Here is a 22,248-nt window from a genome sequence, read left to right on the forward strand (position 1 = left end):
CCGCTCCATGACTAACCCCACCGCACGCCCGTTGCTGGGCTGCATTGCCGACGGTTTCACCGGCGCCACCGACCTTGCCAACATGCTGGTGCGCGGCGGTATGCGTACGGTGCAGAGCATTGGCATTCCCAGCCGCGAAGTCGCCGATGGGCTGGATGCCGATGCCATCGTCATCGCGCTCAAGTCGCGCACCACGCCTGCTGTCGAGGCCGTCGAAGAATCACTGGCCGCGTTGGAGTGGCTGCGCGAGCAGGGCTGTGAGCAGATTTTCTTCAAGTACTGCTCCACCTTCGATTCCACCGCCGCCGGCAATATCGGCCAGGTCAGCGAGGCGTTGCTCAAGGCGCTGGGCAGTGACTTCACGCTGGCCTGCCCGGCCTTCCCGGAAAACGGCCGGACGATTTTCCGTGGCCACTTGTTTGTGCAGGACCAGTTGCTCAGCGAATCGGGCATGCAGCACCACCCGTTGACCCCCATGGGCGACGCGAACCTGGTGCGGGTGCTGCAACAGCAGACGCAATTACCGGTGGGGTTGCTGCGCTACGACGCGGTCGCTGCGGGTGTCGAGGCTACACGCCAGAAGATTGCCGAGCTGCGCGAGCAAGGGGTGGGCATCGCCATCGCTGACGCGCTGTCGGACCAGGATCTCTACACATTGGGCAGTGCCTGCGCCGACTTGCCGTTGCTGACGGGCGGCTCGGGCCTGGCGTTGGGCCTGCCGGGCAATTTTCGACGCGCCGGTAAACTGCGTGATTTGGATGTCAGCGCATTGCCCACGGTCGGCGGCGGCGAAGTGGTGCTGGCAGGCAGTGCGTCGGTAGCGACCCTCGGCCAGGTGGCCGCGTGGTGCGAAGCCGGTCGCCCGGCGTTGCGCATTGACCCCGTCGCCCTGGCCGCGGGTGAGCCTGTGGTCGCACAGGCGCTGGCCTTTGCCCGTGACAGTTCACAAACCGTGTTGATTTACGCCACCAGCACCCCGGCCGAGGTTAAGGCGGTGCAGCAACAACTCGGCGTCGAACGCGCCGGGGCGCTGGTGGAGGAGGCGTTGGGCAAGATTGCTGCCGGCCTGCGCGAGCAAGGTGTGCGGCGCTTCGTGGTGGCGGGCGGCGAGACCTCCGGCGCCGTGGTCAAGGCGCTTGGCGTCAACCTGTTGCAGATCGGTGCGCAGATCGACCCCGGCGTGCCGGCCACGCTCAGCAGCTCCGCCGAACCGCTGGCGCTGGCGCTGAAGTCGGGCAACTTCGGTGGCCGCGACTTCTTTGCCAAAGCCCTCGCGCACCTGGCCGGAGATGCCCAATGAGCGGCATCGACGAGCAGGCCCAGCGCGAAGAAATCTGCGACGTCGGCCGCAGCCTTTATCAGCGCGGCTACACCGTCGGCAGCGCCGGCAATATCAGCGCGCGCCTCGACGATGGTTGGCTGATTACCCCTACCGACGTCTGCCTCGGCCGTCTTGAGCCGGCGGCGATTGCCAAGGTCAACCTGCAAGGCGAGTGGGTGTCCGGGGATAAACCTTCGAAGACCCTGGCCCTGCATCGGCAGGTGTATGACCGCAATCCTTCGGTGGGCGGCGTGGTGCATACCCATTCCACCCATCTGGTGGCGCTGACCCTCGCCGGTGTCTGGCGCGACGACGATATCCTGCCACCGCTCACGCCCTACCAAGTGATGAAGGTCGGGCACATTCCATTGATCGGCTATCAACGCCCTGGCTCGCCCAAGGTCGCCGAGCAAGTGGCGCAACTGGCCAACAGTGTGCGCGGAGTGATGCTCGAACGCCTCGGACCGGTGGTCTGGGAAAGCTCAGTGGCCAGGGCCAGCTATGCCCTGGAAGAGTTGGAAGAAACCGCCAGGCTCTGGTTGATGAGCAACCCTCGGCCCGCGCCGATGGATCAAGCGGCATTGGATGAACTGCGCGAGACGTTCGGCGCGCACTGGTAACCCGTAGACCGACACTGCAAGCCTCCAGCGAGACCCGCCTGCGGATTTCGACGGGGCCGGCTTGCGCCAAAAAACAATAACAACAGGACATTTTCGAATGAGCCCACTGATTTTGATGTTGACTGCCGGCGCGGGTATTGCGCTGCTGCTATTCCTGGTCCTCAAGTACAAATTCCAGCCGTTTGTCGCGCTGATGCTGGTGAGTATCGTGGTGGCGCTGGTGGCCGGGGTGAAACCGGCCGACCTGGTGGCGACCATCGAAGGCGGCATGGGCAAGACCCTCGGTCATATCGCGATCATCATCGCCCTGGGCGCGATGATCGGGCGGATCATCGAGCTTTCCGGTGGCGCCGAGGCCCTGGCCAAGTCGCTGATCGAGCGATTCGGCAACAGCCGCACGCCATTGGCGTTGACCATCGCCGGGTTCATCATCGGCGTGCCGGTGTTCTTTGAGGTCGGGGTGATTATCCTGATGCCGCTGGCCTACGGCGTGGCGCGCCGGGCGCGCAAACCGCTGCTGATGTTCGCCTTGCCGATGTGTGCGGCGCTGCTGACGGTGCATGCATTCCTGCCGCCCCATCCAGGCGCCGTGGCGGCGGCCAGTCAGTTGGGGGCGGATTTGGGTCGGGTGCTGATGTTCGGCCTGCCGATCACTGCATTGCTCTGCTACGTCGGCTATCGCGTGGCGGGGCGCATGACCCGCCGCTTTTACCCGATGACCGACGACATTCGTGCCGAAGTCTATGGCCCCCACGTCACCAATGACGATTTGAAAGCCTGGACCCACGGCAACGACAAAGCGGTGCAGCAGGCTGGCGTTGCCGAGTCCCACATGGGCCTGGAAGAGTCCACCAGCGCCATCGTCGCCAAGTTGCCAGCGGCCCCGGCGCCGGGTTTCGGCCTGATCGTGAGCCTGATTCTGCTGCCGATCGTCCTGATCCTGTTGGGCACCCTGGCCACCTCGCTGCTGCCGGTTGAATCGGTGCTGCGTGGGGTGATGACCGTGCTTGGTGCGCCGTTGGTGGCGCTGTTGATTGATACCTTGCTGTGCGCCTGGCTGCTGGGCTCTCGTCGGGGCTGGAGCCGCACCCAGGTCTCGGACGTGATCGGCTCGGCGCTGCCGGGCGTGGCCATGGTGATCCTGATCGCCGGTGCCGGCGGGGTGTTCGGCAAAGTGCTGGTGGACACCGGGATCGGCGCCGTGGTCTCCGACATGCTGCGCACCACCGGCCTGCCGGTGCTGGCCCTGGGCTTTTTGCTGACCATGCTGCTGCGGGCGGTGCAAGGTTCCACCACCGTTGCCCTGGTGACCACGGCCGGTATCATCAGCCCGCTGATCGCCACCCTCAACCTCACGCCCAACCACCTGGCGCTGCTGTGCCTGGCGATGGGTGGTGGCGGGCTGGCCATGTCCCATATCAACGATGCCGGCTACTGGATCTTCACCAAGCTTGCCGGGCTTAATGTGGCCGACGGGTTGCGCACATGGACGGTGATCACGACGTTGCTCGGCACCTTGGGTTTCCTGATTACCCTGCTGATCTGGCCTTTTGTCTGACTCCTGGGAGTTTTTATGCCTCGTTTTGCCGCCAACCTGAGCATGCTGTATCCGCAACACGACTTTCTTGAGCGCTTCGCCGCGGCCAAGGCCGATGGTTTTGATGCGGTGGAATACCTGTTCCCCTACGACTACGACGCGCAGGTGCTCAGGCAGCGCCTGAGCGATAACGGACTGGAACAGGCCTTGTTCAACGCGCCACCGGGCGACTGGGCCGCAGGGGAGCGGGGCATTGCCAGCCTGCCGGGGCGCGAAGCCGAGTTTCGCAGCGGCTTCGACCGCGCCCTGGCGTACGCCGACGTGCTCGGTAACAGCCGCGTGCATGTCATGGCGGGGTTGCTGCCGTCGGAAAACCTGCGCCAGCGCCATCACGCCGTGTACCTGGAAAACCTTGCCTACGCCAGCGCCGCGGCGGCGCAGGTTGGCGTAACGGTATTGCTGGAGCCGATCAACACCCGCGACATGCCGGGGTTCTTCCTCAACCGCCAGGACCAGGCCCACGCCATCTGCCGGGAAGTCGGTGCGAGCAACCTCAAGGTGCAGTTCGACTGCTACCACTGCCAGATCGTCGAAGGTGATATAGCCACCAAACTGCGCCGCGACTTCGCCGGCATTGGCCATATCCAGATTGCCGGCGTGCCGTACCGCCACGAGCCGGACCTGGGCGAGCTGAACTACCCGTACTTGTTCGACCTGATGGACCAGTTGGGTTACGACGGCTGGGTCGGTTGCGAATACCGGCCAAAGGGCGACACCTCGGCAGGCTTGCAATGGTTGCGGGACTGGAAAACTGCTCAATAGTCGACGAGCCTTTCTGCCTGCCAACAGCGCTCAAATGTGGGAGGGGGCTAGGGCATCACTCCGGCAACGGATCACCCGGCAGCATCAGTTCAATCCCGCGCTTGCGGATGCCGTCTGCCGCAGCCGGGGCCAGGTCGTCGTCGCTGATGATTACGTCGAACGGTTCCAGCCCGGCGATGCGGTACATGCTGAACGTGCCGTACTTGGAACTGCTCGCCACCAGCACCACCTGAGCCGCTGACTGCATTGCCACTTGCTTGACCTCGACCTTCAGCGCCGAGGGGGTGGTGATGCCTCGGTGCAGGTCCCACGAACTGGTGGACACAAACGCGATATCCGTCACCACCTGGCGCAACGTCGCCACGGCCAGCCCACCGACGGAGGAGTGGTTATCGTGGTCCAGTTGGCCGCCAGTGTGGATCACGGTCACCTGTGTCGCATCCATCAGCGCCTGCACGATTCCGAAGTCGTTGGTCACCACCGTCATGCCCGACAGCGCCTTGATATACGGCACAATTTCCAGGGTGCTGGTGCCGGCGTCCAGGTACACGGTCATGTCCGCGTGCAGCAACCGCGCCGCCGACCTTGCCATCGCCTGCTTTTGCGGTAATTCCACCACGGCTTTGGATTGATGGCTTGGTTCGCTGTGCAACTGGCTGGCGATCCTGACCCCGCCGGTAACGGAATACGCCCGACCTTCCTGCTCCAACAGCGCGATGTCACGGCGCACGGTCATGTGCGAGCAGTCGAACATTTCCATCAACTGGTGCACGCTCATGACCTGATGCTTGCGCAATTGCCGCAGGATTTGCTCGCGGCGCTGCTCGGGAATCATCGGTGGGCTGCTGTCGGGGGCAGTGTCCTTGGGGGTGGGCATTGAGGCTCCGGAGTGGCTGGGCAAAGGGCGGGTAATACGTGGCTATAGTAGCCAATACACGCCCACCCAAGCGACCCCGGGCTGAGAAAGCTTAAAACTTGAAGCGCCCCACAAGGCCTTTGAGCTGACCGGAAATATCCGTCAAACGACCTGACCCGGTCTGCGCCGAATGGGCGAAGCCTTCAACCAACTGCGCATCGGCATGGATCTGCGCGATGTGTCGGTTGATCTCTTCGGCCACCTGGTGCTGTTCTTCGGCGGCCGTGGCGATCTGGGTGTTCTGGTCGCGGATCGAGTCCACCGAGCCACGGATCTTGTCGAAGCTGTCGCGGGCTTGCTGGATGCGTTCCACGCTGGTGTGGGACACCAGCAGGCTGCCTTGCATCTGCTGCGTGACTTCCTGGGTGCGGCGGGCGAGGTTGCCCAGCAGGCTGTCGATTTCGCCGGTGGAGTCAGCCGTGCGACGCGCCAGGGCGCGGACTTCGTCGGCAACCACGGCGAAGCCACGGCCCTGGTCACCGGCACGTGCGGCTTCAATTGCGGCGTTGAGTGCCAGCAGGTTGGTCTGCTCGGCAATCGAACGGATGGTGTCGAGGATGGTGTTGATGTTCTGGCTGTCCTGCTCCAGCAACTGCATGGTCTGGGTCGACTTCTGCAGGTCTTCGCTGAGCTTGAGCACGCTGCCGGTGGCTTCGCCGATGTGTTGCTGGCCGGTGTGCACATCGCGGTAGCCTTCGTCGGCACTGGTGGCTGCGGCGCTGCAAGAGCGTGCAACTTCGTTGGCGGTGGCGACCATTTCGTTGAACGCAGTGCTCACCAGTTCCACGGCTTCACGCTGGCGACCGGCGGCCTGGTTCATGTTGTTGGCCACTTCACTGGTGTCGGCGGCGGCGGTTTGCAAGTCGGATGACGCGTTACCGATGCGCTGCACCAGTTGCGCAATCATGCTCAGGAACTGGTTGAACCAGCCCGCCAGGCTGGCGGTTTCGTCCTTGCCCTGCACTTTGAGTTGGCGCGTGAGGTCGCCTTCCCCCTCAGCGATTTCTTGCAGGCCGTCGGCCACGCCACGGATCGGACGCACGATGACGCTGGCGAAACTGGCGCCGACAATCGCAAAGACCACCGCCAGCGCGGCGGCAATTGCGGCGATCAGCCAAGTCAGGCTGGTGGCGCCGGCCATCACTTCGTCGCGCTTGATCAGGCCGATAAAGCGCCAGCCCAGGTCTTTGGAACTGACCACGTTGGCCATGTAGGCCACGCCGTCGATGTCGATCTGGGTCACGCCGTCGCCGCGCTTGGACAGTTCCGCGTAGTTGGGGCCGAGGTCCGCCAGGGGCTTGAAGTTGTGCTTGGCATCGCTGGGGTCCACCAGCACGTTGCCGTTGGCTTCCACCAGCATCAGGTAGCCGCTGTCGCCCAGCTTGATGTTGCGCACCAGTTCGGTGAGCTGCTTGAGCGACACGTCCAGACCGACCACACCGAGGATATTGCCGGTGGCGTCAGCGACGGTGTGCACGGTGCCGATCAGCACTACGTCATCCGGTGCCCAGTAGTAGGCGCCGGTGCGCACGGTAGCGCCAGGCGCGGCGATGGCCGCTTTGTACCAAGGGCGCACGCGGGGGTCGTAGTTGTTCAGTTTGGTGTCGTCCGGCCAACTGGCGTAGCCGCCGTCGCTCAGTCCCAGGGACAGGTAAGCGGTGCTCGGATGGCTTTTGGCGAACTGGTCGAAGATATCCAGCAGTGCTTTATTCGTGGGTGTGAGGGGGATTTGCGCGGCGTCGGCGCCGGCGTAGCTCTTGAGGTCCTTGGCCGCGATAACACGCGGGTCCTTGGCCACAAAGTCGACGTTCTGGCTGATGCCGTCGAAAAACTGCTTCATGCCATTGTCGATCTGGCGGATCTCGCGCCCGCTGCTGTCGAGGAAATTGGCCTGGGCCCCCTCGCGCAGGTTCAACACTACCAACACGGCGACCAGGATGACGGGGACGCACGCGATAGCTGCGAACGCCCAGGTCAGCTTCTGCTTGATATTCATGACTTCACCTGCGGAGTATTTATAGTTTTGGCAAGGCAGTGGGTAGCGCTGAACGTCGCATGTGTTGTTATGAGGGGGTGTGGCCCATGCGTACCTCCGGTTTATCGACCGCGAAGTCACGCACTTTAGGGCCGCAGTGGTGATCAGCCGATTTGGTCGTCGGCCAGGGCGTCGCGTCGCATCGATTGCAGGTTCTTTTCGATGGTTTCGCAGATAGCTTCCATCTGGATCTGGTGTTCGCTGGAGCGGAACGGGCTTTGCAAATCGGTGCCGATGCGTTCGATGGCCAGCAGCATAAAGCCCACCACCGTGGACGCCAGCGGGGTGAACCAGCCCAGGGATTCGACCAGGCCCACCGGTACGATCAGGCAGAACAACGAGATAAACAGCCGTGGAAAATACACGTAAGGGTAGGGCAGTGGCGTGTTGGCGATACGCTCCATGCCGCCCTGGGCGTTGGACAGGTCTACCAGGGTTGACTCCAGCCGGGCCAGGCGAATGCTGTCCAGGTGCCCGGCCTTGTATTCCCGGGCCAGGATGGCCGCCGAGCCGGTGAGGATATCGTTGGCAAAGTTATTGGTGGCGCCGTTGCGGGCAAATTCCTCGGTGGGGATGAACGCGCGGACTTCATCCGGGCACGGCTCGCCTTTGAGATGCGCGGCCAGGCAGTTGACGTAGGCCACATGGCGGCGCAGCAGGGTGGATTTGACCGGATTCACGTCGCTGCCGGGGTCGTCCAGCAGGGTCAGCACTTGGCGCGCAAAGCTGCGCGAGTTATTGACCATCGCGCCCCACAGCGTGCGGGCCTCCCACCAGCGGTTGTAGGCGCTGCTGTTGCGAAAGCTGATCAGCACAATCAGCGCCGAACCCAGCAGCGTAAGGGGCATCAGCGGCAGGTTGATCTTGGCATTGAGAAACAGCATGAAATCCACCGTGACGGCGATATCCCACAGCAACAGCCAGAACAGCGACCAGCCTACGTAGCCCATGGTCTTGATGATCAGGCGGTACTTTTTGATGATGGCGGCTTTCAAACGACAACCTCGCGGTGAGCGGTAAGCAACAGTGCCTTAGCTCGGACGCCGGGTTGGGGGGAAGGTTCGCTGGGCAACTGAAACGCTTAAGCCACTTCGGGATGTTGGAACAATTTTGGTAGCGACGATGTCCTTTTACTTAATCGCGATAGATTGCGTTCAAGGCAAAACGCCATTACCGGTACTGCATTGAGATCATAATCCAAGTTGTTTGATCAGGGCTCTTTCTCATGTGTGGCAGTTCGTTGAAGTTGGCGATGGAACATACGGCGCAAGCATTGGAGCGTCATGTGAAATTTGAAGCGTGCGTGCGTAATCATTACAAGATGTTGCTGGAGCCCTATTCAAAAAGAGCGTTTTTCTACAAGACAGCACTTAAGTTCAACCGTTTGATGGTGTCCTACACATTATTGAGCACCTATTTCTCCAAACCCGTGCCATTACTGTCGGAAGTAAAAGAATTCTGCGTGGCGCGCAGGTTCTGTTCGAAAAACAGCCTGGAATCCATATTCCTGCTGTTCAGGGCGCTGGGGTTCATGAAGGTGGCCGGGCATCCGGATGACAGCCGCTTGCGCGTGTTCAGGCCATCTTCCCAGGCGTGTGGGGAAATCCGGTTGATGCTGGCGTCCGTGGTGGAGCCGTTGGAGATGATGTGCGCCGACGAAGCTGTTTTGCGGAACTTGAGCGCGTTGGATGATCGTGCGTATCTCTCCCGTTATTTCAAAGGTTATTCGACGTTGCTCAATGAAAATTTGACGATTGATCTGTTACTGCCTGACTGTTATTGGCTGGTAAACCGCGATGCAGGACATATGTTGATGCTCGCAATTTATAACGACGCGTGTTCGCTGGATAACCAGGGCGCAAGTTTCAGGTCGTCGTCTTATCTTTCAATCGCCGAGCAGTTGTCGGTGTCTAAAACCCACGTTATTCGTCTGGTTCAAGAAGGTGCTGACCGGGGGTATTTCAAAATCCATTCCAAGACCATGCTTGAGGTACTGCCACCGTTTATTTATCTGGTAAGACGCTTTATGGCGTATTCGTTTGCAACTTGCTTGTTGAGTCTGCAAGCGAGTCAGGCCGACAGTCAGTAGGCTGCTTATTCGCAAGGAGTGAAGGGGTGCCAGCTATTTTGAAACTCAGGCCACGGATGCAAAGGCTATTGTCACCCGCGATCGCACAGGCCGAGCTTATCGGGATTATTGCGTGGGTTGGAGTGCTGATGGCTGATCACGCTAAGCTGCTGGGCGTGCAGGCCGTCATTGTCACCCTCTGTCTGATCGTTGTGTATCGGCTTCACCGACGCGTCACTCACTATTATTTGTGGCGGGCGCTGGGGGTGGTCTACATGGCGCTGTTGACGGCCGGGTTTACCTACGTTGTTCGCACCGACCTGCAGTTGCAGGTGTTTGCCTTGCCGCTGGCAGTGATCTTGGTGGCGTGCAGTGCAATTCTGTTTATCGCGGTCCAGGACTTTCTGGTGTGTGCGATCGTGGTGTGGTTAATGGCCTGGCCCCATATTCCGGTAGGTATTTACCAAGGCGTCGATATTTACTTGTTTATCTTTTGCGCGGCGTCCGTTTCGATTGGCTGCGTTCTTAATGTGTCCTACCTGAAAAACCTGCGCTCGGTGTTGCTGGTCGAGAGTGAGTTTCGGGTACTGGCTGAAACAGACTACCTGACCTCCATCCTGAATCGACGCGCCTTTATGGAGAGCTTCGCCGCGTTGCTTGCGGCAGGCGAGAGCGGCTATTTCATGATGTTGGACATTGACAGTTTCAAGTTGAAGAACGACCAGTTCGGTCACGATGTCGGCGACACCATCCTCTGCGCCATGGCCGGTTGCCTCAAATCGACGCCGGGCAGTCATAGCTTCGGCAGGATCGGCGGCGAGGAGTTCGGCGTGCTATTGGTGGGCGATGACCCTTCAGTCGCCAGTGATTTCGCGCTCCGCCTGTTGCAGTCGATCCGCTGCAGTGTGGCCCCACCTCACCACTACACCTGCAGCGCGGGCATGGCGCGCTTTTCGGCGGGGGCCGATATGTCGGCGGTACTTAAATGTGCCGACCGCAACCTGTATGCCTCCAAGCACAACGGCAAAGACCGCGTGTACCTGGACGGTGAGGCAATCAGCCTCAGCGCTGGCTGAGAACGCTGGCCAGCAATCCTGGAAACCGGCTTTCCAGCTCTTCAGCGCGCAACGAGTTCAGATGGGTCGTGCCCACGCTGCGGGTGTGCACCAGGCCCGCATCGCGCAGTACCCGGAAGTGGTGGGACATGCTCGACTTGGGGCGCCCACCGTCCAGTTCGCCACAGGTTGCCTCTGGCACGCCCGCCAGGTAGCGGACAATTTCCAGGCGCACCGGATCACTCAAGGCGTACAGCAGACGCTCTAAGGTCAGGTCTTGAAGGGTAGGGTGTTTGAAGGCTCGCATGGGGACGGATGATAACAGGGGGGTATCGCTGAATACCATTGTTCGATTACCATCGAACTATCGAATCACTCACTTGCTGCTGGAGTTTTCCATGTCCGCTCTGTTCGAACCGTTCAAACTCAAAGACGTGACCCTGCGTAACCGCATCGCCATCCCACCGATGTGCCAATACATGGCCGACGACGGCATCGTCAACGATTGGCATCACGTGCATCTGGCCGGCATGGCCCGTGGCGGCGCCGGTTTGCTGGTGGTCGAGGCCACTGCCGTTGCGCCGGAAGGCCGAATCACACCAGGCTGCGCCGGTATCTGGAGCGATGCCCACGCCCAGGCGTTCGTGCCGATGGTCCAGGCCATCAAGGCCGCAGGCTCGGTGCCCGGCATCCAGATTGCCCACGCAGGCCGTAAAGCCAGCGCCAACCGTCCGTGGGAAGGGGATGACCATATTTCGTCCGCCGACGACCGCAGCTGGGAAACCATCGCGCCCTCGGCCATCGCTTTTGGTGCGAACCTGCCCAACGTACCGCGTGCCATGACCCTGGAAGACATCGCTCGGGTTAAACAGGACTTCGTCGACGCCGCCCGCCGTGCCCGTGACGCCGGTTTCGAGTGGATCGAACTGCACTTCGCCCACGGTTACCTGGCCCAGAGCTTCTTCTCCGAGCATTCCAACCAGCGCACTGACGCCTACGGTGGCAGCTTCGACAACCGCAGCCGCTTCCTCCTGGAAACCCTGGCCGCCGTACGCGAAGTCTGGCCGGAAAACCTGCCATTGACCGCGCGTTTCGGCGTGATCGAATACGACGGCCGTGACGAGCAGACCCTCACCGAATCCATCGAACTGGCACGTAAGTTCAAGGCCGGTGGCCTGGACCTGCTGAGCGTCAGCGTCGGTTTCACCATTCCCGACACCAATATCCCGTGGGGCCCGGCCTTTATGGGCCCGATTGCCGAACGCGTGCGGCGTGAAGCCGGTATTCCGGTGACGTCGGCGTGGGGGTTTGGTACGCCGCAACTGGCAGAAGGCGCGTTGCAGGCGGGGCATCTGGACTTGGTCTCGGTGGGTCGTGCGCACCTGGCCGACCCGCATTGGGCGTACTTTGCGGCCAAGGAGCTGGGCGTGGACAAGTCCTCCTGGACCTTGCCGGCGCCTTACGCGCATTGGTTGGAGCGGTATCGCTGAGGCGAGCCACGCAGTGTAGGGAGCCACTCAATCGAGTGGCTTTTCTTTATCTTGATTTTGATACAAAGCAGATACGCAAAAAATAACTAATGAGAATAGATATCAAACAAGAATGCGATGGTATAGCATGCCCCGCGAATTCTTGGCAGGTTTGCCGTCCCATCTGGCTCATTCACTAGGTCCAACATCCATGCGTCGTACCCTGATTTCAATCTGCGTGTTGCAGGCGTTTTCCCCCTTCACCTGGGCGGATGTCGCGCCTACCGAGCAAACCAGCCTGGAGTTGCAAGCGACCAATGTGACCGGTACGGCCGACTATGAAACCGCTCAGGGACCGGTCAAGGGCTACCATGCCACACGCTCAGCCAGTGCGACGCGTACCGACACCTCGATTCATGAAACCCCGCAGTCCATCAGCGTGGTGTCCAAGGATGTAGTCGAGGATATCGGCGCTACCCGCCTGCAAGACGCCCTCGACTATGCCGGCGGCGTCGGCCGTGCCAACAATTTTGGCGGCCAGGGCCTGACCACCTTCACCGTGCGCGGCTTCACCACCGGCGAGTTCTACCGCAACGGTTTCCCGATCAACCGTGGCTACCCGAACATGCCGGACGCCAACACCATCGAACGCCTCGAAGTACTGCGCGGCCCAGCGACCATGCTCTACGGCCGTGGCGACCCAGGCGGCACCTTCAACGTGGTGTCCAAGCAACCGCTGCCCGAGCGTACCGTGACCCTCGGCAGCCAGTTGAATGACCAAGGCATGAAACGCGGCACCCTGGACGCCTCCGGCCCGCTGGATGAAGAAGGTCGCCTGGCCTATCGCCTGAACGTGGTGGGCGAGGGCGGCGACACCTTCCGTGACCATGTGGAAACCGAACGCTACGGCGTGACGCCGGTGATCACCTGGCAAGCTACCGATGAGACGAAGGTGATCTTTGAAGGTGACTTCATGCGTAACAATCATCCGTTGGATCGTGGTTTGACGCGTTACCCCACCCAAAAAGGTAATGCATCGCGCGATACTTTCTGGGGTGATAAAGACGTCGGCAAATTGCACAACGACAACAGCATGGCGCAGTTGCGTTTCGAGCATCTGCTCAATGAAAACTGGACGCTGGGCGGTGGGTTCCAGTGGCTGGACGGCACCTTGCAGGGCAATGCGATTGAAGCCAACGGCCTGAGCGCCGATGGCCGCACGCTGCAGCGCAACTTCAACTACCGCAAGCTGGAATGGACCGACAAGGACTACCAGCTCAACCTCACCGGGCATTTCTCCATGGGTGGTTTCGATCACACTTTGCTGACCGGTATCGAGTATGAAGATTACGACTACAAGTCGATCATTCAGCGTTCCAGCGCTGCTGCGGGTACTTACCCGATTGACATCTTCGATCCCGTCTACGGCCAGCCGCGCCCAACGTTGACGCGCACACCGACCCACGACAAAGAAAACCTCAAGACCTATGCGGCCTTCGTGCAGGACCAAGTGGCGCTGACCGAGCGCTTGAAAGTGTTGGCGGGTGCGCGGTTTGAGCGGTTTGAACATGATTACGAAAGCTATGTGACCGGCGTTAAACCTTGGCAAGCCGCCGATAACGCCGTCACCCCACGCGTGGGCGTGATCTACGACCTTACTGATACTGTCGCGGTCTATGCCGACGCCGCACGTTCCTTCAAGCCGAACACCGGCGCTGCTCGCCAAGGTGGCGGGTTCGAGCCGGAGAAAGGCAAGTCCTATGAAATGGGCGTCAAGTGGGAAGCGTTGGATCGTCAGCTGAGCGTCGATGCGGCGATCTATCAGATCGAGAAGAAAAACGTACTGACCACCGACCCAGTGGACAACACCTTCAGCGTTGCAGCCGGCCAAGTCCGCAGCCGAGGCTTCGACCTCAACGTCGCCGGCAACCTCACCCCTGAATGGCGCGTGATCGGCGGCTACGCCTACGTGGATGCCGAAGTCACCAAGGACAACACCATTCGTTCCGGCACACGCCTGCTGAACATCCCCCGCAACAGCTTCAGCCTGCTCAACGTGTATGAGTTCCAGGACGGCGCCCTCAAAGGCCTGGGCCTGGGCGCTGGCGGCAAATACGTCGACCAGCGTGCTGGCCAGACCGCCAACACGGCGTTCTCCATGGGCGCCTACACCGTCGTCGACCTGCTGAGCTACTACAAGCTCAACGACAAGGTGCGGCTGAACCTGGACGTGAAGAACCTGTTCAACCGCGAGTATGAAGAGGGCGCGTTCGGCAACATCTACGCCTACCCAGGCGCCCCGCGCACAGTCCAGGTCGGCATCGCCTACACCCTCTAACGGCCTGTACAGCTCCAATGTGGGAGGGGGGCTTGCCCCCGATAGCGGTGGATCAGTCACAGCAATATTGACTGATCTATTGCCATCGGGGGCAAGCCCCCTCCCACATTTGCTTTCACCAGGCTCTAGAGCGGCGTGAGCACATTCATCACCGTATCCAACGCCACCCGCGTGTCATCCAGCTGCACCAGCGACGCATGCCGTGCGCCCAGCGCGTCACGGTTCTGGATCGCGGTGAGGATCGCCTTGTGCCGGGGCAGGCTCAGGCCCTGGATGTCCGGGCGGCGGTTGGTGATATTGATCGACTCGCGCAACGGCAACGACAGCATGTTGCACATATACGCCAGCAGGTCGTTGCGCGTGGCGTCGGCAATGGCGCGGTGGAAGTCCAGGTCGGCCTGCAACAGGTCCTCGTGGGTCTTCGCGGTTTCCATGCCGGTGTAGGCTTTTTCGATAGTGGCGATGTCTTCATCGGTCGCCGTCGAGGCGGCCATGGCGGCGATTTCCGGTTCGAGGATGCGCCGCACCCCGGCCAGGGTATTGAAGAATTCACTGTGGGGCGTGGACTGCATCAACCATGACAACACATCCGGGTCCAGCAGGTGCCACTTCAGCCGAGGCCTCACCACCGCGCCCACCCGTGGCTTGGAATACACCAGGCCCTTGGCGCTGAGCACCCGGGTTGCCTCGCGCAGCACCGAGCGACTGACCTTGTACTCCTCGCAGAGCGTGGCCTCCATGGGCAGTCTTTCTTCGGGCTTGAAGCGGCCGGAAACGATGTGCATGCCCAAGTCCTGAACGATCTGGGCATGCATGCTCTTGCGCGGCTTGGGCGGCTGGTGATCCATAACGACGGGGAGGCTCTGGCTTAAAGACGCGGCATCATAGCATCCCAATTAGTGGGAATGACGGGGGACTTCCGCCCCACGGCAACCCACCAGAAAGTCAAAGTCGCAGCCCTGGTCCGCCTGCAACACATGGTCGATGTACAGCTGGCGGTAGCCGCCGACGATCAGGTTTTGCGGTGGCTTGAGGTCGGCCATGCGCGCCGCCAGCTCTGCGTCGGGGATGTCCAGGTGCAAACGGCCGTTGGCGCAGTCCAGTTCGATCCAGTCACCTTCCTTCACCGTGGCCAACGGCCCGCCCGCGGCCGCTTCCGGCGCGACGTGCAACACCACCGTGCCATACGCCGTGCCGCTCATGCGCGCATCGGAAATACGCACCATATCGGTCACACCCTGGGCCAGCAGCTTGGCCGGCAAGCCCATGTTGCCGACTTCGGCCATGCCCGGATAACCCTTGGGCCCGCAGTTTTTCATGACCAGGATCGAGTTGGCGTCCACATCCAGCTCGGGGTCGTTGATGCGCGCCTTGTACATGTCGAAGTTCTCGAACACCACCGCACGGCCGCGATGCTGCATCAGCTCCGGGCTGGCGGCCGATGGCTTGAGTACCGCCCCCAATGGCGCCAGGTTGCCGCGCAGCACGCAGATGCCGCCGTCGGCGCGGATCGGGTTGTCCAGTGTGCGGATCACTTCGTCCTGGCCGTAGATCGGCGAGTCCTTGGTGTTTTCGCCGAGCGACTTGCCGTTGACGGTCAACGCGTTCGGGTGCGGGATCAGGTTGGCTTCGCCCAGGCGACGCAGTACGGCGGGCAGGCCACCGGCATAGTAGAACTCTTCCATCAGGAAGCGGCCCGACGGCTGCAGGTCGACGATGGTCGGCATGCCACGGCCCATGCGGGTCCAGTCGTCCAGGTCGAGCTCGACGCCGATGCGCCCGGCGATGGCTTTGAGGTGGATCACGGCGTTGGTCGAGCCGCCGATGGCGGCGTTCACGCGGATCGCGTTTTCAAAGGCCTCTTTAGTGAGGATCTTCGACAGCTTCAAGTCTTCGCGCACCATCTCTACGGCGCGCATGCCGGACATATGGGCCAGCACATAACGCCGCGCATCCACCGCCGGAATCGCTGCGTTGTGCGGCAGCGAGGTACCCAATGCCTCGGCCATGCAGGCCATGGTCGACGCGGTGCCCATGGTGTTGCAGGTGCCCGCCGAACGCGACATGCCGCCCTCGGCAGCAAGGAAGTCATCCAGGGTAATGGTGCCGGCCTTCACTTGTTCACTGAGCTGCCACACCACGGTGCCCGAGCCGATGTCCTGGCCCTTGTGCTTACCATTGAGCATCGGCCCGCCGGTGACCACGATGGCCGGCACGTCGCAACTGGCGGCGCCCATCAGCAGGGCGGGGGTGGTCTTGTCGCAGCCGGTCAGCAGCACCACGCCGTCGATGGGGTTGCCGCGAATGGCTTCCTCCACGTCCATGCTCGCCAGGTTGCGCGTCAGCATGGCAGTGGGGCGCAGGTTGGATTCGCCGTTGGAGAACACCGGGAACTCCACCGGGAAGCCGCCGGCCTCGATCACGCCGCGTTTGACGTGCTCGGCGATCTGGCGAAAGTGCGCGTTGCACGGGGTCAGCTCCGACCAGGTGTTGCAGATACCGATGATCGGCTTGCCATGGAACTGATGGTCGGCAATGCCCTGGTTCTTCATCCAGCTGCGGTACATGAAGCCGTTCTTGTCGGCGGTACCAAACCACTGGGCGGAGCGTAGGCCGGGCTTTTTATCAGACATGATCGATTCTCTTATTGTATGACTATATGTTCTCTCTGCGGCTAAACATAAGCGCAAAATGTTCGCTTTGGAAGAGTTGTTTTGCAAATAGTCCTACTATATAGTCTGGCTTAACTGAGGTATGACCCTGGCGGATGTTCCGCGAGAGGCATCCCCGATTCCTATAAGAACAACAATCGGAGATCGACCCCATGAGCGAGGAATTGCGGCTTATCCGGCGCATCACGCTGAAACTGATTCCCTTCCTGATCCTGCTCTACCTGATCGCCTACGTGGACCGCTCCGCCGTGGGCTTTGCCAAGTTGCACATGGGCGCCGACGTCGGTATCGGTGATGCAGCCTATGGCCTGGGCGCGGGGTTGTTCTTCATCGGCTACTTCCTGTTCGAGATCCCCAGCAACCTGATGCTCGACCGCTTCGGCGCGCGGCGCTGGTTCGCACGGATCATGATCACCTGGGGCGCCATCACCATTGGCATGGCGTTCGTGCAGGGGCCGCACAGCTTCTATGTGATGCGCTTTCTGCTCGGTGCGGCCGAAGCCGGGTTCTTCCCAGGCGTGCTGTACTACATCACCCAGTGGTTCCCGGTGCGCCATCGCGGCAAGATCCTCGGGCTGTTCATCCTGTCCCAACCCATCGCGATGATGATCACCGGCCCGGTGTCCGGCGGCTTGCTGGGCATGGACGGCATCCTCGGCCTGCACGGCTGGCAGTGGTTGTTTATCGTGATCGGCACCCCGGCGATCCTGCTGACCTGGCCGGTGCTGCGTTACCTGCCGGATGGTCCCAGGCAGGTCAAGTGGATGACCGACGCCGAAAAAACCTGGTTGACCGACGAACTCAACAAAGACCTGCAAGCCTACGGCCAGACCCGCCATGGCAATCCCTTGCATGCGCTCAAGGACAAACGCGTGTTGCTGCTGGCGCTGTTCTATCTGCCGGTGACCCTGAGCATCTACGGCCTGGGCCTGTGGCTGCCGACGCTGATCAAACAGTTCGGCGGCAGTGACCTCACCACCGGCTTCATCTCGGCCGTGCCGTACATCTTCGGCATCATTGGCCTGCTGATCATCCCGCGCAGTTCCGACCGCTTGAATGACCGCTACGGCCACCTCGCCGTGCTCTATGTGCTGGGCGCCATCGGCCTGTTCTGCAGCGCCTGGCTGAGTGTGCCGGTGCTGCAAATGGCGGCGCTGTGCCTGGCGGCATTTGCGATGTTCTCGTGCACGGCGGTGTTCTGGACCTTGCCGGGGCGCTTCTTCGCCGGCGCCAGTGCGGCGGCTGGCATCGCGTTGATCAACTCGGTGGGCAACCTCGGCGGCTATATCGGCCCGTTCGTGATCGGCGCACTCAAGGAATACACCGGCAACCTGGCCTCGGGCTTGTACTTCCTGTCCGGGGTGATGCTGTTCGGGCTGCTGCTGACCGGCGTGGTCTATCGCCTGCTGGAGCGCAAGCATGTGCTGCCCGCCGACCAGTTCGCCGCCAGCGCCCGTGGCGCCACACGTACTTAATCTAGGAGAACCTTCATGCGTTTAGTGCAGTTCGAACTCAATAATGGCGAGCGCCGCGTTGGCGTGGTGGAAGGCAAGCAACTGCGTGAAGTGCGCAGCGCCCACAGCGTGCGCGAACTGGCGCTGGCCGCCATCGAAGCGGGCGTCAAGCTGCAGCAGCAGGTCGACAGCCTCGGCCTGGGCGACAGCCACGACTACGCCGCCTTGCTGGCCGAACAAAAAATCCTGCCGCCCCTGGACCACCCCGATCCGGCCCACATGCTGATCAGTGGCACCGGCCTGACCCACCTGGGCAGCGCCGCGGCGCGGGACAAAATGCACCAGGGCGGTGACGACAGCGCCTTGACCGACACCATGCGCATCTTCAAATGGGGCGTGGAGGGTGGCAAACCCGCCGCCGGCCAGGCGGGTGTGCAGCCTGAATGGTTCTACAAAGGCGACGGTAGCATCGTGGTGCGCCCAGGCCAGGCCTTCCCGGTGCCGCCATTTGCCGAAGATGCCGGTGAGGAGCCGGAAATCGGCGGCCTCTACGTGATCGGCCACGACGGCAAGCCCTATCGCCTGGGCTTCGCGGTGGGCAATGAGTTCTCCGACCACGTAATGGAGCGCAAGAACTACCTGTATCTGGCCCATTCCAAACTGCGCAGTTGCAGCTACGGCCCTGAGCTGCGCGTCGGCGAACTGCCCCAGCACCTGGCCGGCACCAGCCGCATCCTGCGTAACGGTGAGGAAATCTGGCGGAACGAATTCCTCAGTGGCGAGGCCAATATGTGCCACAGCCTGGAAAACCTCGAATACCACCACTTCAAGTACAGCCAGTTCCTCAAGCCGGGCGACGTGCACATTCACTTCTTCGGCACCGCCACCTTGTCATTCGCCGACGGTATACGTATCCAACCGGGGGATGTGTTCGAGATCAGCCAGGCTGAGTTCGGCGCGCCGTTGATCAACAGTGTCGGCAGCGTCGATGCGGTGTTCGAACCCGGCAATGTCATCACCCTTTAAGGAGCGCAACATGACCCAGTTTCTCGGCCACAACTTCATCGGCGGCCAGCGTAGCGCCAACGGCAGCGTTACGCTGCAAAGCGTCGACGCCAGCACCGGCGAAGCCTTGCCCCAGGCGTTCTACCAGGCCACCGCACAGGAAGTCGACGCCGCCGCCCAGGCCGCCGCGCAGGCTTACCCGGCGTACCGTGCATTGAGCGCCGCACGTCGCGCACAATTTCTGGATGCGATCGCTGACGAGCTGGACGCGCTGAGCGATAACTTCGTTGAGCTGGTCTGCCGTGAAACCGCATTGCCTGCGGCCCGCATCAAGGGCGAGCGCGGACGTACCAGCGGCCAGATGCGCCTGTTCGCAACCGTGTTGCGTCGCGGCGATTTCTACGGTGCGCGCATCGACAAAGCCCTGCCGGATCGCCAACCACTGCCGCGTCCGGACCTGCGTCAATACCGCATCGGCCTCGGCCCGGTAGCGGTGTTTGGCGCGAGCAATTTCCCCTTGGCATTCTCCACGGCAGGCGGTGACACCGCCGCCGCGCTGGCCGCCGGCTGCCCGGTGGTGTTCAAGGCGCACAGCGGGCACATGGCGACGGCTGAACAGGTCGCCAATGCAATCATCCGCGCCGCTGAAGCGACCGAGATGCCGGCCGGTGTGTTCAACATGATCTTTGGCGGTGGCGTCGGCGAGGCGCTGGTCAAGCACCCGGCGATCCAGGCTGTGGGCTTCACCGGCTCCCTCAAAGGTGGCCGCGCCCTTTGCGATATGGCCGCGGCGCGTCCGCAACCGATCCCGGTGTTTGCCGAGATGTCGAGCATCAACCCGGTGATCGTGTTGCCCCAGGCTCTGCAGGTGCGGACCGAAACCATCGCCCGTGACCTCACCGCGTCGGTGGTGCAGGGCTGTGGCCAGTTCTGCACCAACCCTGGCCTGGTGATCGGCATTGCCTCGCCGGCATTCACTGCGTTCACCCAGCAGGTGGCGCACTTGATCGGCGAGCAACCGGCGCAAACCATGCTCAACGCCGGTACCTTGAGCAGCTACGGCAAGGGCCTGGAAAAACTCCTCTCGCACCCTGGCATTCAACATCTGGCGGGCAGCACCCAGGCGGGCAATCAGGCGCAGCCGCAGCTGTTCAAGGCCGATGTGCGCCTGTTGCTCGATGGCGATGACGTGCTGCAAGAAGAAGTTTTCGGCCCCACCACGGTGTTTATCGAAGTGGCGGACCAGGCCCAACTCAGCGCCGCGCTGCATGGCCTGCATGGTCAACTCACCGCCACGATCATTGGCGAGCCGGCGGACTTTCAGCAGTTCGCCGAACTCACGCCGCTGCTGGAACAGAAAGTCGGGCGCATCCTGCTCAACGGCTACCCGACCGGCGTGGAAGTCTGCGATTCGATGGTGCATGGCGGCCCGTACCCGGCCACGTCCGATGCCCGTGGCACCTCGGTAGGCACCTTGGCCATCGATCGTTTCCTGCGTCCGGTGTGCTTCCAGAACTACCCTGATAGCCTGCTGCCCGATGCGTTGAAAAACGCTAACCCGTTGCGTATCCAGCGCCTGGTGGATGGCACGCCATCGCGCGATTCGCTGTAAGGAACCCGGAGGTTTCATGTCGTGTAAGGCCGTCACTGCACACCGTGCGCAATTGGGCGAAGGCCCGTTCTGGGACGCGCCCACCCAGGCGCTGTATTGGGTCAATATCGCCGGCAAACAGGCCTTGCGCCTGATGGACGGGCAGTTGCAGATCTGGCAATTGCCCGAGCACGTCTCGGCCTTTATCCCGTGTGAAAGCGGCGATGCCTTGGTGACCTTGAGCAGCGGTGTCTACCGCCTGGACCTGGTCACCGAAGCCCTGACCCTGCTGTGCGTGGCCGACCCGCAACCGGGCAACCGTGGCAATGAAGCGCGCTGCGATGCCCAGGGGCGGCTGTGGCTGGGCACCATGCAGAACAACATCGGCGAACACGGCGAAGACCTGCCGATCACACGGCGTTCCGGTGGCCTGTTTCGCATCGACGCCGATGGGCAGGTCAAGCCGTTGCTGAGCGGCCTGGGCATTCCCAACACCTTGCTCTGGAACGAGGAGGGCAGCCGGGTGCACTTTGGCGACAGCATGGATGGAACGTTGTACCAGTATGCGATCCAGCCCGACGGCCAACTCGAACCGGCACAGGTCTGGTTCGGCCCGCACACACGGGGCGGTCCGGATGGCTCGGCGATGGATGCCGAAGGCTATGTCTGGAATGCCCGTTGGGACGGCAGTTGTCTGTTGCGTCTGACGCCCGATGGCGAGGTGGATCGCATCATTGAATTGCCCGTCAGCCGGCCCACCAGTTGCGTATTCGGTGGGCCCGACCTCACCACGCTGTACATCACCAGTGCCGCCAGTCCATTGGATCACCCCCTGGACGGTGCGGTGCTGGCTATTGAAGTGGATATTCCTGGCAAACCTTGCCATCGCTTTGCCGGTTAAACCCCAAGACTCAAAAACAACAACAAGAGGTGTCGTTCATGAAAAAAGTCCTACGCGTCCTTGCCGCCGCCGTTGCGTTAAGCAGCCTCAGCAGCATCGCCTCAGCCGAAGAAGTAAAGATCGGCTTCCTGGTCAAACAAGCCGAAGAACCCTGGTTCCAGACCGAATGGGCCTTCGCCGAAAAAGCCGGTAAGGAACACGGTTTTACCGTGATCAAGATCGCCGTGCCCGATGGCGAAAAAACCCTCTCTGCCATCGACAGCCTGGCTGCCAACGGCGCCAAGGGCTTTGTGATCTGCCCGCCGGACGTGTCCCTCGGCCCGGCCATCGTGGCCAAGGCCAAGCTCAATGGCTTGAAAGTCATGGCCGTGGATGACCGCTTTGTCGACGCCAAGGGCAATTTCATGGAGGACGTGCCGTACCTGGGCATGGCCGCGTTTGAAG

At 61.7% G+C, this 22,248-nt stretch carries 18 protein-coding genes and 2 pseudogenes; 13 read left to right on the forward strand and 7 right to left on the reverse strand.

Annotation, left to right across the window (positions count from 1 at the left end; translation table 11 throughout):
- The first annotated feature begins 7 nt into the window (after window positions 1–7).
- From otnK to otnI, 4 genes are all read left to right on the forward strand, one after another.
- Window positions 8–1,300 carry a 3-oxo-tetronate kinase gene (otnK, locus tag EJD88_RS01430; protein ID WP_158876350.1) on the forward strand — a complete coding sequence of 431 codons (1,293 nt, stop codon included), beginning with the start codon at window positions 8–10 and terminating at the stop codon, window positions 1,298–1,300.
- Window positions 1,297–1,941, forward strand: a complete 645-nt coding sequence (locus EJD88_RS01435) for an aldolase (protein WP_099584578.1) — start codon at window positions 1,297–1,299, stop codon at window positions 1,939–1,941. The genes otnK and EJD88_RS01435 overlap by 4 nt, the downstream gene beginning before the upstream one ends.
- Window positions 1,942–2,038: 97 nt before the next feature.
- The gene (locus EJD88_RS01440) at window positions 2,039–3,499 is read left to right on the forward strand and encodes an SLC13 family permease (RefSeq protein WP_099584579.1); all 1,461 of its coding nucleotides are present in this window, start codon (window positions 2,039–2,041) and stop codon (window positions 3,497–3,499) included.
- A gap of 15 nt (window positions 3,500–3,514) precedes the next feature.
- The gene (gene otnI, locus EJD88_RS01445; RefSeq protein WP_158876352.1) at window positions 3,515–4,300 is read left to right on the forward strand and encodes a 2-oxo-tetronate isomerase; all 786 of its coding nucleotides are present in this window, start codon (window positions 3,515–3,517) and stop codon (window positions 4,298–4,300) included.
- 55 nt (window positions 4,301–4,355) lie between these two features.
- Here the strand turns inward: otnI and EJD88_RS01450 are convergent, their stop codons facing one another.
- The 4 genes and pseudogenes from EJD88_RS01450 to EJD88_RS01460 all read right to left on the reverse strand — a co-directional run bounded on the left by EJD88_RS01450 (window position 4,356) and on the right by EJD88_RS01460 (window position 8,246).
- Window positions 4,356–5,177 carry a DeoR/GlpR family DNA-binding transcription regulator gene (locus tag EJD88_RS01450; protein ID WP_158876354.1) on the reverse strand — a complete coding sequence of 274 codons (822 nt, stop codon included), beginning with the start codon at window positions 5,175–5,177 and terminating at the stop codon, window positions 4,356–4,358.
- A gap of 91 nt (window positions 5,178–5,268) precedes the next feature.
- Window positions 5,269–5,805 (reverse strand): annotated as a pseudogene (locus EJD88_RS27435) (methyl-accepting chemotaxis protein); the annotation flags it as partial.
- Between the two features lie 327 nt (window positions 5,806–6,132).
- Window positions 6,133–7,212 (reverse strand): annotated as a pseudogene (locus tag EJD88_RS27440) (cache domain-containing protein); the annotation flags it as partial.
- A gap of 143 nt (window positions 7,213–7,355) precedes the next feature.
- On the reverse strand, window positions 7,356–8,246 hold the full coding sequence (locus EJD88_RS01460) for a bestrophin family protein (RefSeq protein WP_122308005.1): 891 nt from the start codon (window positions 8,244–8,246) through the stop codon (window positions 7,356–7,358).
- A 257-nt stretch (window positions 8,247–8,503) separates the two neighbouring features.
- Between EJD88_RS01460 and EJD88_RS01465 the strand changes: the two genes are divergently transcribed.
- On the forward strand, window positions 8,504–9,340 hold the full coding sequence (locus EJD88_RS01465; RefSeq protein WP_158876356.1) for a hypothetical protein: 837 nt from the start codon (window positions 8,504–8,506) through the stop codon (window positions 9,338–9,340).
- Between the two features lie 26 nt (window positions 9,341–9,366).
- Window positions 9,367–10,395 (forward strand): GGDEF domain-containing protein, encoded by a 1,029-nt coding sequence (locus tag EJD88_RS01470; RefSeq protein ID WP_177411525.1) that lies wholly within the window; start codon window positions 9,367–9,369, stop codon window positions 10,393–10,395.
- Here EJD88_RS01470 and EJD88_RS01475 read toward each other — a convergent pair.
- Window positions 10,382–10,681: a helix-turn-helix transcriptional regulator gene (locus EJD88_RS01475; protein WP_099584600.1), complete on the reverse strand. Its 300-nt coding sequence runs from the start codon at window positions 10,679–10,681 to the stop codon at window positions 10,382–10,384. The two genes, EJD88_RS01470 and EJD88_RS01475, sit on opposite strands and share 14 nt — an antisense overlap.
- Before the next feature lie 91 nt (window positions 10,682–10,772).
- Between EJD88_RS01475 and EJD88_RS01480 the strand changes: the two genes are divergently transcribed.
- Together EJD88_RS01480 and EJD88_RS01485 are read left to right on the forward strand one after the other, a co-directional pair.
- Entirely contained in the window at window positions 10,773–11,864 is a 1,092-nt protein-coding gene (locus EJD88_RS01480) for an NADH:flavin oxidoreductase/NADH oxidase (RefSeq protein ID WP_158876358.1), read from the forward strand.
- 190 nt (window positions 11,865–12,054) lie between these two features.
- A complete protein-coding gene (locus EJD88_RS01485) occupies window positions 12,055–14,181 on the forward strand; it encodes a TonB-dependent siderophore receptor (protein ID WP_158876360.1) in 2,127 nt (708 codons plus the stop codon).
- Between the two features lie 125 nt (window positions 14,182–14,306).
- On the opposite strand, the gene EJD88_RS01490 is transcribed toward EJD88_RS01485, so the two are convergent.
- Window positions 14,307–15,029, reverse strand: coding sequence for a FadR/GntR family transcriptional regulator (locus EJD88_RS01490; protein WP_158876362.1), 723 nt, complete (start codon window positions 15,027–15,029; stop codon window positions 14,307–14,309).
- A gap of 48 nt (window positions 15,030–15,077) precedes the next feature.
- Window positions 15,078–16,814 carry an IlvD/Edd family dehydratase gene (locus EJD88_RS01495; RefSeq protein WP_099584589.1) on the reverse strand — a complete coding sequence of 579 codons (1,737 nt, stop codon included), beginning with the start codon at window positions 16,812–16,814 and terminating at the stop codon, window positions 15,078–15,080.
- A 191-nt stretch (window positions 16,815–17,005) separates the two neighbouring features.
- On the opposite strand from EJD88_RS01495, the gene EJD88_RS01500 reads away from it, so the two are divergent.
- The 5 genes from EJD88_RS01500 to EJD88_RS01520 all read left to right on the forward strand — a co-directional run.
- A complete protein-coding gene (locus tag EJD88_RS01500) occupies window positions 17,006–18,328 on the forward strand; it encodes an MFS transporter (RefSeq protein ID WP_158876364.1) in 1,323 nt (440 codons plus the stop codon).
- 15 nt (window positions 18,329–18,343) lie between these two features.
- Complete coding sequence (gene araD1 / locus EJD88_RS01505) at window positions 18,344–19,333, forward strand: AraD1 family protein (RefSeq protein ID WP_158876366.1); 990 nt, start codon at window positions 18,344–18,346, stop codon at window positions 19,331–19,333.
- 10 nt (window positions 19,334–19,343) lie between these two features.
- Window positions 19,344–20,924, forward strand: a complete 1,581-nt coding sequence (locus EJD88_RS01510; protein ID WP_158876368.1) for an aldehyde dehydrogenase (NADP(+)) — start codon at window positions 19,344–19,346, stop codon at window positions 20,922–20,924.
- 16 nt (window positions 20,925–20,940) lie between these two features.
- Window positions 20,941–21,804 carry an SMP-30/gluconolactonase/LRE family protein gene (locus EJD88_RS01515; RefSeq protein WP_158876370.1) on the forward strand — a complete coding sequence of 288 codons (864 nt, stop codon included), beginning with the start codon at window positions 20,941–20,943 and terminating at the stop codon, window positions 21,802–21,804.
- 38 nt (window positions 21,805–21,842) lie between these two features.
- Window positions 21,843–22,248, forward strand: a 406-nt coding sequence (locus EJD88_RS01520; RefSeq protein ID WP_158876372.1) for a substrate-binding domain-containing protein, incomplete at its 3' end; no start/stop codon positions are given.

The sequence above is a fragment of the Pseudomonas sp. PB105 genome, from assembly GCF_009764655.1.
In the GTDB taxonomy this organism is placed as follows: domain Bacteria; phylum Pseudomonadota; class Gammaproteobacteria; order Pseudomonadales; family Pseudomonadaceae; genus Aquipseudomonas; species Aquipseudomonas cyclaminis.